The organism is Mycobacterium sp. UM_Kg1 (assembly GCF_000972925.1).
Classification (GTDB): domain Bacteria; phylum Actinomycetota; class Actinomycetes; order Mycobacteriales; family Mycobacteriaceae; genus Mycobacterium; species Mycobacterium hiberniae.
Genome location: NZ_JRMK01000029.1, coordinates 1 through 14,775, shown reverse-complemented (window position 1 = coordinate 14,775; position 14,775 = coordinate 1). Strand labels below are relative to the sequence as shown.

The window sequence follows — 14,775 nt, the reverse complement described above, 5'->3', positions numbered from 1 at the left end:
GACGAGGACCAACCGACTGTGGCCAGCAAACCCAAACGCCCCGGCGCCTCCGGCTTGAAGGCCGGCGACCAGAAACGCAATCTCGCCATGCAGATCGGGCTGGTCGCCATCGTGGTGGTCTTCGCGGTGGGTCTGATCGGCTACATCGTGGTGTCCAACGGCCACAAGAAGGGCGCCGGCGCCGGCGAGGCGGTCCGGGTCACCTCCAGCAAGCTCGTCACCAAGGAGGGCACCGACGAGCCCAAGGCCGTGCTGACGTTCTATGAGGACTTCCTCTGCCCGGCCTGCGGCAACCTGGAGCGGGCCTTCGGTCCGACCGTGTCCCGGCTGATCGACAGCGGGGCGATCGCCGCCGACTACCACATGGTCGCGATCCTGGACCGGCCGCAGAACGACAACTACTCGTCGCGTGCCGGTGCCGCCGCCTACTGCGTCGCCGACGAGAGCAACGACGCCTTCCGCCGGTTCCACACCGCGCTCTTTACCGAGCAGCTTCAGCCGTCGGAGATCGGGACCGACTTCCCGGACAACAAGCGCCTCATCGAGCTGGCCCGCCAGGCCGGGGCTGCCGGGACCGTTCCGGCGTGCATCAACAGCGGCAAATACCTCAAGATGGTGGGCGGTATGGCCGCGGCCGGCGGTATCCACGCCACCCCCACGTTGCGGATCAACGGCGAGGACTACCGGCCCTCCACCCCAGAGGCCCTGGTCTCCAAGATCCGCGAGATCGTCGGTGACCTGCCGGGCATGTCGGTGCCCCCGGCCCCGGAGTCGTGACCATCACCGCTTCGGCGGTAGAACCGCACGAGCAGCAGGCGGTGCCGGTCGCCGTGTCGCGGGCCTGGGCGGTGCTGATCGGCGGAGTCATCGGGCTGGCCGCCTCGGTCACGCTGACCGTCGAGAAGATCAAGCTGCTGCTGGACTCGGGGTACGTGCCGTCGTGCAACCTCAACCCGGTGCTGTCGTGCGGGTCGGTGATGGTCACCCCGCAGGCCTCCGTGCTGGGCTTCCCCAACCCGCTGCTGGGGATCGTCGCATTCACCGTGGTGATCGTCACTGGTGTGCTGGCTGTTGCGAAAGTTCCACTGCCCCGGTGGTATTGGACCGGGCTGGCGCTGGGCACCCTGGCGGGGGCGGGGTTCGTGCACTGGCTGATCTTTCAGAGCCTGTACCGGATCGGAGCGCTGTGCCCGTACTGCATGGTGGTCTGGGCGGTCACGCTGTGCCTGCTGGTGATATTCGCAGCCCTGGCACATGAGCAGGGCGATATACGCAACAATTTGCAATATTTGCACCGGTGGCGCTGGACCGTGGCTGCGTTATGGTTTATCGCGTTATTCCTGTTGATTTTTATTCGGTTTCAGGACTACTGGATAACGCTGTTGTAGGGGTGGATGTGATCTCCAAAGTGCTGGTGGCCAACCGCGGGGAGATCGCTGTCCGTGCCTTCCGTGCCGCCTGCGAACTCGGCGTCGGCACCGTGGCCGTCTATCCCTACGAGGACCGCAACTCGCTGCACCGGCTCAAGGCAGACGAGTCCTACCAGATCGGCGAAGAGGGCCATCCGGTCCGCGCCTACCTGTCGGTCGACGAGATCGTCGGCACCGCGATCCGCTGCGGCGCCGACGCGGTGTACCCGGGCTACGGGTTTCTCTCCGAGAATCCCCGGCTGGCCCAGGCGTGCGCGGACGCCGGCATCACCTTCGTCGGTCCCAGTGCCGCGGTGCTGGCTCTGACCGGGAACAAGTCTCGCGCGGTGGCAGCCGCGCGGGAGGCGGGCCTGCCGGTGCTGGCGTCGTCGGCGCCGTCGACATCGGTGGCGCAGTTGCTCGCCGCGGCCCAGGACATGGCCTTCCCCCTGTTCGTCAAGGCGGTGGCCGGCGGTGGCGGGCGCGGTATGCGCCGTGTCGCCGACGCCGACGCGCTGGCAGAAGCCGTGGAGGCCGCCAGCCGCGAAGCGGATTCGGCGTTCGGGGACGCCCACGTCTACCTCGAGCAGGCGGTGGTGAACCCGCGCCACATCGAGGTCCAGATCCTGGCCGACAACCACGGCAACGTGATCCACCTCTACGAGCGCGACTGCAGCGTTCAGCGCCGGCATCAGAAGGTCGTCGAGCTGGCGCCGGCGCCGAATCTGGATCCCGCGCTGCGCGAGAAGATCTGCGCCGACGCGGTCGCCTTCGCACGCCATATCGGTTACACCTGTGCGGGCACGGTGGAGTTCCTCGTCGACGAACGCGGGCACCATGTGTTCATCGAGATGAATCCCCGGATCCAGGTCGAGCACACCGTCACCGAAGAGATCACCGATGTGGATCTGGTGTCGTCGCAGCTTCGGATCGCAGCGGGCGAGTCGCTGGCGGACCTCGGGTTGTCGCAGGACTCGATCACGCTGCACGGTGCGGCGCTGCAGTGCCGTATCACCACCGAGGACCCGGCCAACGGTTTTCGGCCCGACACCGGGCGCATCAGTGCCTACCGCAGTCCGGGCGGGGCCGGGATCCGGCTGGACGGCGGTACCAACCTGGGTGCTGAGGTCAGCGCCCACTTCGACTCGATGCTGGTCAAACTGACCTGCCGGGGAAGGGATTTCCCCACCGCGGTGAAGCGGGCCCGCCGGGCCATCGCGGAGTTCCGCATCCGCGGGGTGGCCACCAACATCCCGTTCCTGCAGGCCGTGCTCGACGACCCGGACTTCTCAGCCGGGCACGTCACCACCTCGTTCATCGATGAGCGGCCGCAACTGCTCACCGCGCGTGCCTCGGCCGACCGCGGCACGAGAATCCTGAACTACCTGGCCGATGTCACCGTCAACAGTCCGCACGGCACCCGGCCGTCGACGGTCTACCCGCGTGACAAGCTGCCCGAGTTGGACCTGACGGTGCCACCGCCGCCGGGTTCCAAGCAGCGACTGGTCGAGCTGGGGCCGGAGGGTTTCGCCCGCTGGCTCCGGGAATCACCGGCCCTGCGCGTCACCGACACCACGTTCCGGGACGCGCACCAGTCGTTGCTGGCCACCCGGGTGCGCACCAGCGGGTTGGTCAAGGTGGCGCCTTATGTGGCCCGCAACATGCCCGAGCTGCTCTCGGTCGAGTGCTGGGGTGGAGCGACCTACGATGTCGCGCTGCGGTTTTTGAAGGAAGACCCCTGGGAGCGGCTGGCCGCGCTGCGCGAGACGCTGCCCAACATCTGCCTGCAGATGCTGCTGCGCGGCCGTAACACCGTCGGTTACACGCCCTACCCGGAGCTGGTGACCTCGGCGTTCGTGCAGGAGGCAGCCGAAACCGGCATCGACATCTTCCGGATCTTCGATGCGCTCAACAACGTCGATTCGATGCTTCCCGCCATCGACGCGGTGCGGGAAACCGGCAGTGCGGTAGCCGAAGTCGCCATGTGCTACACCGGGGATCTGGCCAGTCCGGACGAAAAGCTCTACACGCTGGACTATTACCTGAGGCTCGCCGAACAGATCGTCGGTGCCGGGGCGCATGTGCTGGCGATCAAGGACATGGCGGGACTGTTGCGTCCCGCAGCGGCGAGCACCCTGGTTGGCGCGCTGCGCAGTCGCTTCGACCTGCCTATCCACGTGCACACCCACGACACGGCCGGTGGTCAGCTCGCAAGTTACGTCGCGGCATGGCAGGCCGGAGCGGACGCCGTCGACGGCGCGGCCGCGCCGCTGGCGGGAACCACCAGCCAACCATCGTTGAGCTCGATCATCGCCGCCGCGGCCCACACCGGCTATGACACCGGGATCTCGCTGGACGCGGCCTGTGACCTGGAACCGTACTGGGAGGCGCTGCGAAAGGTGTACGCGCCGTTCGAGTCCGGTCTGGCAGCGCCGACCGGGAGGGTGTACCGCCATGAGATACCCGGCGGGCAGCTGTCGAATCTGCGTCAGCAGGCCAAGGCGCTGGGGCTGGCGGACCGGTTCGAGGACGTGGAGGTCAACTATGCGGCCGCCGATGCCATCCTCGGCCGGCTGATCAAGGTCACCCCCAGTTCGAAGGTGGTCGGAGATCTGGCGCTGGCGCTGGTCGGAGCAGGCGTGAGCGCCGAGGAGTTCGCCGCGGACCCGTCCCGGGTCGACATCCCGGATTCGGTGATCGGTTTCCTGCGCGGCGAGTTGGGCGAGCCGGCCGGCGGCTGGCCGGAACCGTTGCGCGCCAAGGCACTGATCGGCAGGGGTGCCCCGCGGGAGGTCCAGCAGCTCTCGGCAGACGACGAGGCGGTGCTGGGCAAGTCCGGACCGCAACGTCAGGCGCGGCTTAATCACCTGCTGTTCCCCGGCCCCACCAAGGAATTCGAGGCGCATCGCGAACTCTATGGCGACATCTCGAGACTGTCGGCCAACCAGTTCTTCTACGGCTTGCGCCAGGGCGAGGAACACCGGGTGCGGCTGGAGCGCGGGGTGGAGCTGCTGATCGGGCTCGAGGCTATCTCCGAGCCGGATGAACGGGGCATGCGCACGGTGATGTGCATCATCAACGGTCAGTTGCGGCCGGTCGAGGTGCGAGACCGCAGTGTGGCCAGCGTGGTGCCGGTCGCGGAGAAGGCGGACCGGAACAAGCCGGGCCATATCGCGGCACCGTTTGCCGGCGTGGTCACGATCGGGGTGGCCGAGGGGCAGCAGGTGAGTGCGGGACAGACCGTCGCCACCATCGAGGCGATGAAGATGGAGGCGGCCATCACCGCGCCCACCGATGGAACCGTCGCCCGGGTGGCGGTGGCGGCCACCGCCCAGGTCGAAGGCGGCGACCTGCTGGTGGTGTTGAGCTGATCGCCGGGACGGATGCCCAGCGCGGCTGTGCGCGCAGGTGGCGGTTATGACCCGCATCGTCGGCGGAGCAGCGGGCGGGCGGCGCATCGCCGTGCCGCCGCGCGGTACCCGGCCCACCACCGATCGGGTGCGCGAGGCCCTGTTCAACATGCTGGATGCCCGGATTGACCTGACCGACATGGCGGTGCTGGATCTGTACGCCGGGTCCGGAGCGCTGGGCCTGGAAGCGCTGTCTCGCGGCGCCGCAACGGCGATGTTCGTCGAATCCGACCGTCGCGCAGGCGATGTGCTGGCGGCAAACATCGCATCGCTGGGACTGGCCGGTGCGGTGTTGCGCCGCGGGACCGTGGCTGCGGTGCTCGCCGCGGGGACCGGGACGCCGGTGGATCTGGTGCTGGCCGACCCGCCGTATGACGTAGAGGCCTCCGAAATCGACGCGCTGCCAGGGCTGTTGACCGCCGGGGGTTGGGTGGCTGCGGGCACTGTCGTGGTGATCGAGCGGGCTGCGGCCAGCCCGGCGGTGAGCTGGCCGCAGGGCTGGCAGGCCTGGCCGTCTCGCCGGTACGGCGACACTCGCCTGGATCTCGCCGAACGGGAGTAGCGGCGAACGCAGGTGTTTCGAAGCCGGGCGTGTAGCGTCGACCCCTATGAGCGGCGCCGTTTGCCCCGGTTCCTTCGATCCGGTGACCCTGGGACATGTGGACATCCTGGAGCGGGCGGCCGCCCAGTTCGACGAGGTGGTGGCCGCCGTGCTGGTCAACCCCGCCAAGCAGGGGATGTTCACCCTCGATGAGCGCCTCGAGATGATCGCCGAAGCCACCGCGCATCTGCCCAACGTGCGAGCCGAGTCCGGCAGGGGATTGGTGGTGGACTTCGTCCGGGAGCGGGGGCTCACCGCGATCGTCAAAGGCCTGCGCACCGGCACCGACTTCGAGTACGAGCTGCAGATGGCCCAGATGAACAAGCACATCGCCGGCGTCGACACGTTTTTTGTGGCGACCACGCCGCGCTATTCATTCGTGTCGTCGTCGCTGGCCAAAGAGGTGGCCTCGATGGGCGGAGATGTCAGCGACCTGTTGCCCGAACCGGTGAACCGGCGCCTGGCGGCCAAATTGGCCGGCCGCTGAGACGCCCGCGGCCTACGTCGGCGCCAACCCCAGACGGCGCGCGGTCGCCGCGCGCATGGCGGACAGTCCCCGGGTGACGCCCAGGACGCGCAGCGCCGCCTCGGCAGTGGTCCAGGGATAGTCCGGCGGGCAGGAGCCGTCGTCGGAACGGCGATTGATGACCGACTCCACCAACCGGAAGGGCAGGTCGGCGGCGTCGGTGGGGCCGCGGTGTTCGGCGGTCACTGCCTGCGACAGCTGCTGATAGTGGCTGCGCAGCGTCTCGCGTTGCCGGCGGAAGGCGGCGAAACGTTCCAAGCGGAGCTCGGGCAGCAGATAGAGCGTTCCCAGATTCCAGGTGCCGCCACACAATTGGGCGGTGTCGGCGACGACGAGGGCGTGCAGCCGGGCAGCGCTGGGACCGTCCTCGGCCAGCAGCTGCGCGGCCAGCTGTACCGAGGTGTCGACGGTGCCGGCCAGCAGTGCGTCCAGCATGTCGTCTTTGGCGGCGAAGTGGTGATACAGCGAGGCCTGCTGCATGCCGACGCTGGCGGCGATGCGTCGGGTGGAGGTGGCCGCGTAGCCGACGGTGGTGAACAGCTCGGCCGCGGCATCAAGGATCTCGTCGCGGGCGCTGCGCCCGGGCCGGCTGGAGGCTACGAGCCTGGGGCGTCCTCGGCGATCGATCTGCACGCCTTACTGCCTATCACGATTGCGCAGTCCCGTTGCCGATCACCGGAGGCGGCCCCCGCCGCTAAAAACTATCACGTGATAGAAACTGTGCTAGCGTCCCGGACATGGACGACCTAGGCACCGACTCCACCGAGGGGGCTCGCTCCCATGCCCGCGCTCAGGCGCAGCAGGCGTCGACGCGCGTCCCGGCGACGCCAGACGACGTGGATCCGGCGAGGCTGACCTGGGCGGAGTCGATTCCGGCGGGTGGCTACGCCACCAAGGTGCTGGCCCGCGGCAGCCGGCTGCGGTTGATCGACGTCGCGGGCGGCGCCTGCGCGCACCTGCTGCTCTACCGGGCCGAGGCGCCGTGGGAACGGCTCAATGTCGCCGACACCATGAAGGTTCCGTGGCAGGCCTATCTCGGTGCCGGCCACCCCCTGCTGTCTGACCAGGGCCGGGTGCTGGCCACCGTCGTCGCCGACTCGTCAGGGCGACACGACCTGCTCTGCGGCCCCGAGGCCACCGGCCGCCGGTTGCTCCTGCTGGGAGCGCTCAAGCACGGCCTGGACATTCGCGATGTCGCCCCGTCGGTGTCGCTTTTCCGCGGCGTCCGCGTGGCCCCCGGCAGCGGCGCACTGGAATTCACCGGGTCCGCCGGCCCCGGCGCCGCCGTCGACCTGCTGATCCACCTTCCCGTGCTGCTGATAGCCGCCAATGCCGCACACCCGCTGGACCCCGACCCGCCTTCTGCCGCACTGGACGTGCTCGCCTGGCGGGCCGGCGAGCAGTTGGCAGACCTGGCCAATGAGGACCCGGAATACCAACGCGCCGTGCACAACACCGAGGCGGCCTGGGCCGCGGCAGCGGGGGAGCGCTGATGACCGGTCCATCGCAGATCGTCTCCGACCAGCAGGTGGCAGCCCGGGCGCCCTGGTCGGCGGTGGTGCATGCCGGAGAACAGCTGCAGATCATCGACCTGCACGGCAACCAGGCGGTCGACTGCCTGCTCTACGACGCCACCGACCACACCCGCCGTTACAGCGCCCAGGCCACCGTTGCCGCCGCGCGCAACATCTTCTTGAGCACCGGATCGGTGCTGCGCGCGGCCGACGGAACCGCCCTGATGACTGTCGTCGCCGACGACGTGGGCAATCACGACACGATCGCCGGAGCCTGCTCGCAGGAGTCCAACACGCTGCGCTACGGACATCACACCGCCCACCAGCACGCCTGCGTCGAGAACTTCCTGGCCGAAGGGGCCCGCTGGGGCCTGGGAAAGCGCGACATCGTCTCCAACATCAACTGGTTCATGAACGTCCCGGTCGAATCCGACGGCACACTCGGGATCGTCGACGGCATCTCGGCCCCGGGCAAGGCCGTGACCCTGCGCGCCGAGATCGACACCCTGGTCCTGGTGTCCAACTGCCCGCAGATCAACAACCCGTGCAACGGGTTCGACCCGACCCCGGTCCGGATGCTGATCACCCGGCCATGATCGGCATCGAGGTGGTCGCGCCGGGCAGGTTCACCACCGTGCAGGACTGGCCCGGCCGCGTCGGGTACTGGCATGTCGGGGTGCCGCCGTCGGGGCCGATGGACGACGTGTCGTTTCGGCTCGGCAACCGGGTTCTGGGCAATCCCGAAGGAGCAGCCGGCCTGGAATGCACCAAGGCCGGTCCCGCGCTGCGCTTTTGCGACCCCGCGTGGGTGTGCGTCACCGGAGCCCCGGTTCCGGTCAGTGTGAACGGCGCCCCGGTGGGGCAGTGGCAGCCGGTGCGGGTGCCCGCCGGTGGCCTCCTGGAGATCGGCACGGTGGCCGGACCCGGGATGCGCTGCTACCTGCTGGTCGAAGGAGGGATATCCGAGCCGCAATTCCTCGGCAGCGCAGCAACGTTCACCCACGGTTCGGTAGGCGGACATGATGGCCGGGCGTTGCGGGAGTCCGATCAGCTCAGCGCCGTCGGCAACGGTGCGGCGCCGCTGCTCCCTGGCGTACCCAGCCAGAGCCGGCCCAGCATCGGCCGGCACTGGGAACTGGCGGTCACCGAAGGGCCGCACGCCGCGCCGGAGTTTCTGAACCGAGCCGACATGGCCACCCTGACGAGCACCGACTACAGCGTGCACTTCAACTCCGACCGCACCGGCGTGCGGCTCGTCGGGCCGAAACCGCGGTGGGCTCGGCCCGACGGCGGTGAAGCCGGCCTGCACCCGTCGAACATTCACGACACCGCCTACTGCATTGGCGCACTGGACTTCACCGGGGACACACCGATTCTGCTCGGGCCCGACGGCCCCAGTCTGGGTGGCTTCGTATGCCCCGTGACGGTGGTCCGCGCCGACCGCTGGAAACTGGGCCAGCTCGCGCCCGGCGACACGGTGCGGCTGGTGCCGATCCGTGCTCGGCACGCCCCGCCGCCGGCGGCACTGCATGTGCAGCGGCGCGCCGCCTGGCCCGTCGTGGTCTCCAGCTCCGGCGACGCCGACGACGGCGTGCTGCAGCGCTACACCAACGCTGGCGGGACCGCCGTCACCGTGCGACGCGCCGGAGACGGTGCGATCCTGCTCGAATACGGCCCGATGACATTGGATTTGGCGCTGCGGGCCCGTATTCAGGTGCTCTACGACCGGCTCCGTGAGCGGCAGCTGCCCGGGTTGCAGGAGCTGACGCCCGGCGTGCGGTCACTGCAGATCCAGTTCGACACCGCGCAGTCCTCGCTGCCGGAGCTGATCGAACAGGTCGCCGCCATCGACGACGCGCTGCCGCCCTGCGACGAGCTCGTGGTGCCCAGCCGCTCGGTGCGCCTGCCGTTGAGTTGGGACGATCCCGCCACCGGCGAAGCCATCCGCCGCTACATGTACGGCGTGCGGCCCGACGCGCCGTGGTGCCCGTCGAACATCGAATTCATCCGGCGCATCAACGGTCTCGACGACATCCGCGAGGTCTACGACATCGTCTTCGACGCGCAGTATCTGGTGTTGGGTCTGGGGGACATCTATCTCGGGGCGCCCGTGGCCACCCCGCTGGATCCGCGGCACCGGCTGGTGACCACCAAATACAACCCGGCACGGACCTGGACCCCGGAGAACGCCGTCGGGATCGGCGGTGCCTACCTGTGCATCTACGGCATCGAGGGCCCCGGCGGCTACCAGTTCGTCGGACGCACCACCCAGGTGTGGAATCACCGGCATGCGGCCCCCGGTCTGTTCGATCCGGAAACGCCCTGGTTGCTCCGGCACTTCGACCGCATCAGCTTCTATCCGGTGAGCGCCGCCGAGCTGCTCGACCTGCGGGCCGACATGGCAGCCGGACGAGGCCGGGTGCAGATCTGCGACGGCGAGTTCTCGCTGCCGGCCTACCGCAGCTTCCTGGACGCCAACGCCGCCGGCATCGCCGCATTCCGGAGCACACAGACGGCAGCGTTCGCCGCGGAGCGTGCCGCGTGGCGCCGAGCCGGCGAAATCGCCGGCGGTTAAGCCACGGTGAGCGAATCGTCGCGATAGAGCACGAAGAAGTACGGCTGCGGCGAACCGCGCAGGTCCATCGCCCCCAGCACCGCTTCATCGGACAGGCGCCGGAACACGTCGTTGACCGGGGCCTGGTCGTAGATCATGGTCGCGGTGTCGACTCCCCGGTACCGCGTGGTGCGCAACCGCGCTTTGGGGGAGCGGGTTCGCACCAACGGCGCCAGCAGTGTGATCCGCCCGCCGACCGCCCGGTTCTTCATCGCCGGCACCTTGGTCGCCAGTCCCAGGACACTGAACGCCATTAGCGGGTTGAAGGCCCAGAGCGCGGACCCGTCCCGGGTGGGGAACAGCAGCGGGTGCACCGTCTCGGCATCCACGAACTGCTTGCCCCACCAGCCGCTGGCGGCCAGCAGACCGTCCAGGGGGTGGCCGGTCGGAAGCTCCGCGCCGTGCCAGGTTCCGATCATGAAATCGGGATCGACGGCCTCCGCGGCATCGAAGATCGCCACGGCCTCGGCGGTGGTCGTCGGCACGGTGGAAAACAAGTCCTCGACGAGCATGCGGACCACGGTACTAGAGGTCGACGGCTCGAGCCGCTAGAGCACCACCGTCTCGTTGCCCACCCGGATCACCCGGTCCTGGCAATGCCACTGCACCGCCCGCGACAGCACCGCCCGCTCCACATCGGCGCCCAGGCGCACCAGATCGGTGACGCTGTGGGTGTGGTCCACCCGCACCACGTCCTGTTCGATGATCGGGCCCTCGTCGAGCACCTCGGTCACATAGTGCGCGGTGGCGCCGATCAGCTTCACGCCCCGTTCCCGCGCCCGCTGGTAGGGCGCCGCGCCGATGAACGCGGGCAGGAACGAGTGGTGGATGTTGATCAGCGGACAGCCCACCGCCTCGATGAAATCGCCGGTGATGATCTGCATGTAGCGCGCCAGCACCACCAGGTCCACGTTGCCGCAGAGCAACTGGAGCTGACGCTGTTCTGCCTCGGCGCGGATGTCGCGGGTCGCGGGAATATGGAAAAACGGCACGCCGAAAGGGCGCACCTGGTCGGCCAGATCCGGGTGGTTGGAGATCACCATGGCCACCGTCATCTCCAGCTCCCCGCGGCGGTTGCGCCACAACAGGTCCAGCAGGCAGTGGTCGGTCTTGGACGCCATGATCGCCACCCGTTTGGGCTTGGCAGCCTCGGTGAACCGGTAATCCATCGCGAACCGCTCGGCGACCGTGGCGCCGAATCTCTCCTGGAGCCCGTCGAGGGCAGCCGGCAGGCCGGGCAGGTGAAAGATCGCCCGCTGCACGAACGTCCCGTCTTCGGGGGCCGTCGAGTGCTGATCCAGCGAGATGATGTTGGCGCCGGCGTCGGACAGAAAGGCGCTGACCGCGGCTATGATCCCGTGATTGTCCCGGCATCGCAGCAGCAGCCGGCCGATATCGGTGGTCGCCTGCGCGCGGGACTGCTGCGGATAGCCCTGCGGAGCCTGCCCTGGTGTCGCGGGGCCCCCGTGGCCCCCAGAACCGTTCGTCATGGCCACCCTTCCGATCTGGACTTCAACGGGTCAGGCTACCGGTGCAGGCGGCGAGAATCCGACACACCGGGCGACTAACCCAGTCACACACGTAACACAGGGCACACTAGTAACAACAACTATGTCTGGAGGGTGCTGCCGTGTACCGAGTGTTCGAAGCCCTTGACGAACTTGGCTCCATTGTCGAAGAGGCCCGTGGCGTGCCGATGACGGCAGGCTGTGTGGTACCCCGCGGCGACGTGCTGGAACTGATCGACGACATCCGGGACGCCATCCCCGGCGAACTCGACGACGCCCAAGACGTGCTGGACGCCCGCGACTCGGTGCTCGGTGAGGCCAAGGAGCACGCCGAGTCCATGGTCAGCTCGGCCACCGCAGAAGCGGACTCCCTGATCAGCCACGCTCGGGCCGAAGCCGACCGGCTGCTGGCCGACGCCAAGGGCCAGGCCGACCGGATGGTGGCCGAGGCGCGTGCCCACAGCGAGCGGATGGTCGGTGAGGCCCGCGAGGAGGCGGCCCGCCTGAGCGCCACCGCGAAGCGGGAGTTCGAGACCGCCACCAGCCGCGCCCAGGCGGAATGCGACCGGCTGGGGGAGAGCGGCAACGCCGCCTACGAGAAGGCCGTGCAGGAAGGCATCAAGGAACAGCAACGCCTGGTGTCGCAGAACGAGGTGGTCACCGCCGCGCGTGCCGAATCCACCCGGCTGATCGACTCGGCGCACGCCGAGGCCGACCGGATGCGCGGCGAATGCGACATCTACGTCGACGCCAAGCTGGCCGAGTTCGAGGACTTCCTCAACGGCACCCTGCGCTCGATCAACCGCGGTCGTCACCAACTGCGTACCGCGGCGGGCACCCACGACTACGCGACCCGCTGACCGGCGAACGCCGTCGCAGGGCTGCGTAGAATCGCGGCATGTCGAGGCACCCCGGCGCAGGCACGCAGCGCACCCAGCGAGCACTGCCTGCACCGTTTCTGGTCAACGTCTCCCGGCTCGGGCGACGCCCGGGCGCGCTGATGCCGGTGCTCGAGCAGCGGGTCAGTCCCACCCGTATCGGGCTGGACCTGGTGGCGATTCCGCCGGGCACCGCGGTGGACCTCGACCTGCGGGTGGAGTCGGTCTCGGAGGGCGTGCTGGTCAGCGGTACGGTCTCGGCCGCGACCGCCGGCGAATGCGCGCGCTGCCTGCAACCGCTGACCGGGGCCGTCGAGGTCGAGCTGACTGAGCTGTTCGCCTACCCCGAGAGCGCCACCGACGCCACCACCGACGACGACGAGATGGGCCGGGTCGTCGATGACGGCGTGGACCTCGAACAGGCCATCGTCGACGCGGTCTGCCTGGCATTGCCGTTGTCACCGCTGTGCGATCCGGACTGTCCGGGCCTGTGCCCGGACTGCGGTGCGCTGCTGGCTTCCGCAGAGCCGGGACACCACCACGACAAGATCGACCCGCGCTGGGCGAAACTGACGGGAATTCTTGCGGCCCAGGAGGAGAACCCGCGCAGCGATGACGGTGGGCGGTGAGCCGTCCCCGTCAAGCCGTGCTCGATGCTCTCGGCGTGGACCTGCCCGACGACCTGCTGACGCTGGCCGTCACCCACCGCAGCTATGCCTATGAGCACGGCGGGCTGCCCACCAATGAGCGCCTGGAGTTCCTGGGCGACGCCGTACTCGGGCTGACCATCACCGACGAGCTGTTCCACCGGCACCCGGACCGCCCGGAGGGCGATCTGGCAAAGCTGCGCGCCAGCGTGGTCAACACCTCCGCCCTGGCCGATGTGGCGCGCGGCCTGACCGAAGACGGTCTGGGCGCTCATCTGCTGCTCGGCCGCGGCGAGGTGAACACCGGCGGCGCCGACAAGTCCAGCATCCTGGCCGATGGGATGGAATCGCTGCTGGGAGCGGTGTACCTGCAACACGGCATCGACGTCGCCCGGGAGGTGATCCTGCGCCTGTTCGGTCCGCTGCTCGACACCGCGGCGACCCTGGGCGCCGGTCTGGACTGGAAGACCAGCCTGCAGGAGCTGACGGCCGCCCGCGGGATCGGCGTGCCCTCCTACCGGGTCACCTCGACCGGGCCCGACCATGACCGCGAGTTCACCGCGACCGTCGTCGTCTCCGACACCGCCTACGGCAGCGGCGTCGGCCGGACCAAGAAGGAAGCCGAGCAGAAGGCCGCGGCCGCGGCCTGGCACGCCCTGGGCGGCTCGGACGACTCGGGCGGCTCGGACGACTCGGACGCGGTGGACGAAGCACCGCAGGGCTGACGATGCCGGAACTTCCCGAGGTCGAGGTGGTCCGGCGCGGCCTGGCAGAGCACGTGGTGGGGCGCACCATCACCGCGGTGCGGGTGCACCACCCGCGGGCGGTGCGTCGGCACGAGGCGGGCCCGGCCGACCTGACCGGGCGGTTGCTCGGCGCCCGGATCACCGGCATCGATCGGCGGGGCAAGTACCTGTGGCTGCTGCTGAACGGGTCCACCGCCGACGAGGCGCTCGTGGTGCACCTGGGGATGAGCGGCCAGATGCTGCTGGGGGACCTGCCCGACACCAGGCACCTGCGGATCGCCACGGTGCTCGAGGACGGGACGAAGGTCAGCTTCGTCGACCAGCGGACCTTCGGCGGGGGGCAGCTCACCGACCTGGTCGAGGTGGACGGCAGCCTACTGCCGGTGCCGGTCGCGCACATCGCCCGCGACCCGCTGGACCCGCGCTTCGACGCCGAATCGGTTGTCGAGGTGTTGCGCGGCAAGCACTCCGAGATCAAGCGGCAGCTCCTCGACCAGACCGTGGTGTCGGGGATCGGCAACATCTACGCCGACGAAGCCCTGTGGCGAGCCGGAATACGTGGCACCCGGACGGCCGACCGGTTGTCCCGGCCGCGGCTGCGGGCGCTGCTGGCGGCCGCCGCCGAGGTGATGCGCGACGCGCTGGCCGCCGGAGGCACCTCGTTCGATTCGCTGTACGTCAACGTCAACGGTGAGTCCGGTTACTTCAGCCGGTCGCTGGACGCCTACGGGCGTCAAGACGAGCCGTGTCGGCGTTGCGGAACACCGATTCGCCGCGCCAAATTCATGAACCGCTCCTCGTACTTCTGCCCGCAGTGCCAACGCTGACAACCGATGTGCGCGTCCGCGCTCAGGCGAAGATGTCGCGGTACACCGTGCCCGGTTCCCGGTCCGGGTCGACGAACCATTCCCGCCCGAACATC

Annotated in this window: 15 protein-coding genes; 12 read left to right on the top strand and 3 right to left on the bottom strand. The window is 69.0% G+C overall.

Translation table 11 applies throughout. The features are described 5' to 3' along the window. Window positions 1–18: 18 nt before the first annotated feature. Genes LI92_RS06905 through coaD form a run of 5 tightly spaced genes read left to right on the top strand, consistent with a single transcriptional unit; the run spans window position 19 to window position 5,907 of the window. Window positions 19–777 carry a DsbA family protein gene (locus tag LI92_RS06905; RefSeq protein ID WP_046317396.1) on the top strand — a complete coding sequence of 253 codons (759 nt, stop codon included), beginning with the start codon at window positions 19–21 and terminating at the stop codon, window positions 775–777. Next, on the top strand, window positions 774–1,388 hold the full coding sequence (locus LI92_RS06900; protein WP_082109595.1) for a vitamin K epoxide reductase family protein: 615 nt from the start codon (window positions 774–776) through the stop codon (window positions 1,386–1,388). The genes LI92_RS06905 and LI92_RS06900 overlap by 4 nt, the downstream gene beginning before the upstream one ends. 8 nt (window positions 1,389–1,396) lie before the next feature. Next, the gene (locus LI92_RS06895; protein WP_046317439.1) at window positions 1,397–4,780 is read left to right on the top strand and encodes a pyruvate carboxylase; all 3,384 of its coding nucleotides are present in this window, start codon (window positions 1,397–1,399) and stop codon (window positions 4,778–4,780) included. Between the two features lie 37 nt (window positions 4,781–4,817). Continuing rightward, complete coding sequence (rsmD, locus tag LI92_RS06890) at window positions 4,818–5,381, top strand: 16S rRNA (guanine(966)-N(2))-methyltransferase RsmD (protein ID WP_286134903.1); 564 nt, start codon at window positions 4,818–4,820, stop codon at window positions 5,379–5,381. 46 nt (window positions 5,382–5,427) lie between these two features. Beyond that, window positions 5,428–5,907 (top strand): pantetheine-phosphate adenylyltransferase, encoded by a 480-nt coding sequence (coaD, locus tag LI92_RS06885; protein ID WP_046317394.1) that lies wholly within the window; start codon window positions 5,428–5,430, stop codon window positions 5,905–5,907. 12 nt (window positions 5,908–5,919) lie between these two features. Here coaD and LI92_RS06880 read toward each other — a convergent pair whose 3' ends face one another. Continuing rightward, window positions 5,920–6,579: a TetR/AcrR family transcriptional regulator gene (locus tag LI92_RS06880; RefSeq protein ID WP_046317392.1), complete on the bottom strand. Its 660-nt coding sequence runs from the start codon at window positions 6,577–6,579 to the stop codon at window positions 5,920–5,922. A gap of 104 nt (window positions 6,580–6,683) precedes the next feature. Between LI92_RS06880 and LI92_RS06875 the strand changes: the two genes are divergently transcribed. Genes LI92_RS06875 through LI92_RS06865 form a run of 3 tightly spaced genes read left to right on the top strand, consistent with a single transcriptional unit; the run spans window position 6,684 to window position 10,035 of the window. Next, window positions 6,684–7,439, top strand: coding sequence for a DUF1989 domain-containing protein (locus LI92_RS06875; protein WP_046317390.1), 756 nt, complete (start codon window positions 6,684–6,686; stop codon window positions 7,437–7,439). Continuing rightward, complete coding sequence (locus tag LI92_RS06870; RefSeq protein WP_046317389.1) at window positions 7,439–8,056, top strand: urea amidolyase associated protein UAAP2; 618 nt, start codon at window positions 7,439–7,441, stop codon at window positions 8,054–8,056. Before LI92_RS06875 ends, LI92_RS06870 begins: the two co-directional genes overlap by 1 nt. Further along, the gene (locus LI92_RS06865) at window positions 8,053–10,035 is read left to right on the top strand and encodes a 5-oxoprolinase/urea amidolyase family protein (protein ID WP_046317387.1); all 1,983 of its coding nucleotides are present in this window, start codon (window positions 8,053–8,055) and stop codon (window positions 10,033–10,035) included. The genes LI92_RS06870 and LI92_RS06865 overlap by 4 nt, the downstream gene beginning before the upstream one ends. Here LI92_RS06865 and LI92_RS06860 read toward each other — a convergent pair. Further along, entirely contained in the window at window positions 10,032–10,586 is a 555-nt protein-coding gene (locus tag LI92_RS06860; protein ID WP_046317385.1) for a DUF4334 domain-containing protein, read from the bottom strand. The two genes, LI92_RS06865 and LI92_RS06860, sit on opposite strands and share 4 nt — an antisense overlap. A 36-nt stretch (window positions 10,587–10,622) precedes the next feature. Next, window positions 10,623–11,564, bottom strand: coding sequence for a formyltetrahydrofolate deformylase (purU, locus tag LI92_RS06855; protein WP_286134901.1), 942 nt, complete (start codon window positions 11,562–11,564; stop codon window positions 10,623–10,625). Window positions 11,565–11,704: 140 nt separating this feature from the next. Here purU and sepIVA point away from each other — a divergent pair, with 140 nt between their 5' ends. The 4 genes from sepIVA to mutM are packed head-to-tail and all read left to right on the top strand — an operon-like array spanning window position 11,705 to window position 14,680. Continuing rightward, window positions 11,705–12,442, top strand: coding sequence for a cell division protein SepIVA (gene sepIVA, locus LI92_RS06850; protein ID WP_046317383.1), 738 nt, complete (start codon window positions 11,705–11,707; stop codon window positions 12,440–12,442). 38 nt (window positions 12,443–12,480) lie between these two features. Then, window positions 12,481–13,089, top strand: a complete 609-nt coding sequence (locus LI92_RS06845) for a YceD family protein (protein ID WP_046317381.1) — start codon at window positions 12,481–12,483, stop codon at window positions 13,087–13,089. Continuing rightward, window positions 13,086–13,832: a ribonuclease III gene (rnc, locus tag LI92_RS06840; protein WP_046317380.1), complete on the top strand. Its 747-nt coding sequence runs from the start codon at window positions 13,086–13,088 to the stop codon at window positions 13,830–13,832. Before LI92_RS06845 ends, rnc begins: the two co-directional genes overlap by 4 nt. 2 nt (window positions 13,833–13,834) lie before the next feature. Further along, complete coding sequence (gene mutM / locus LI92_RS06835; RefSeq protein WP_046317377.1) at window positions 13,835–14,680, top strand: bifunctional DNA-formamidopyrimidine glycosylase/DNA-(apurinic or apyrimidinic site) lyase; 846 nt, start codon at window positions 13,835–13,837, stop codon at window positions 14,678–14,680. Window positions 14,681–14,775: the final 95 nt, after the last annotated feature.

Bases quoted from the DNA above. Each gene is read 5' to 3' on its own strand.
- LI92_RS06860 (WP_046317385.1), bottom strand. From the start codon at position 10,586: ATGCTCGTCGAGGACTTGTTTTCCACCGTGCCGACGACCACCGCCGAG.
- mutM (WP_046317377.1), top strand. From the start codon at position 13,835: ATGCCGGAACTTCCCGAGGTCGAGGTGGTCCGGCGCGGCCTGGCAGAG.
- LI92_RS06875 (WP_046317390.1), top strand. From the start codon at position 6,684: ATGGACGACCTAGGCACCGACTCCACCGAGGGGGCTCGCTCCCATGCC.
- LI92_RS06870 (WP_046317389.1), top strand. From the start codon at position 7,439: ATGACCGGTCCATCGCAGATCGTCTCCGACCAGCAGGTGGCAGCCCGG.
- LI92_RS06865 (WP_046317387.1), top strand. From the start codon at position 8,053: ATGATCGGCATCGAGGTGGTCGCGCCGGGCAGGTTCACCACCGTGCAG.
- LI92_RS06845 (WP_046317381.1), top strand. From the start codon at position 12,481: ATGTCGAGGCACCCCGGCGCAGGCACGCAGCGCACCCAGCGAGCACTG.
- purU (WP_286134901.1), bottom strand. From the start codon at position 11,564: ATGACGAACGGTTCTGGGGGCCACGGGGGCCCCGCGACACCAGGGCAG.
- coaD (WP_046317394.1), top strand. From the start codon at position 5,428: ATGAGCGGCGCCGTTTGCCCCGGTTCCTTCGATCCGGTGACCCTGGGA.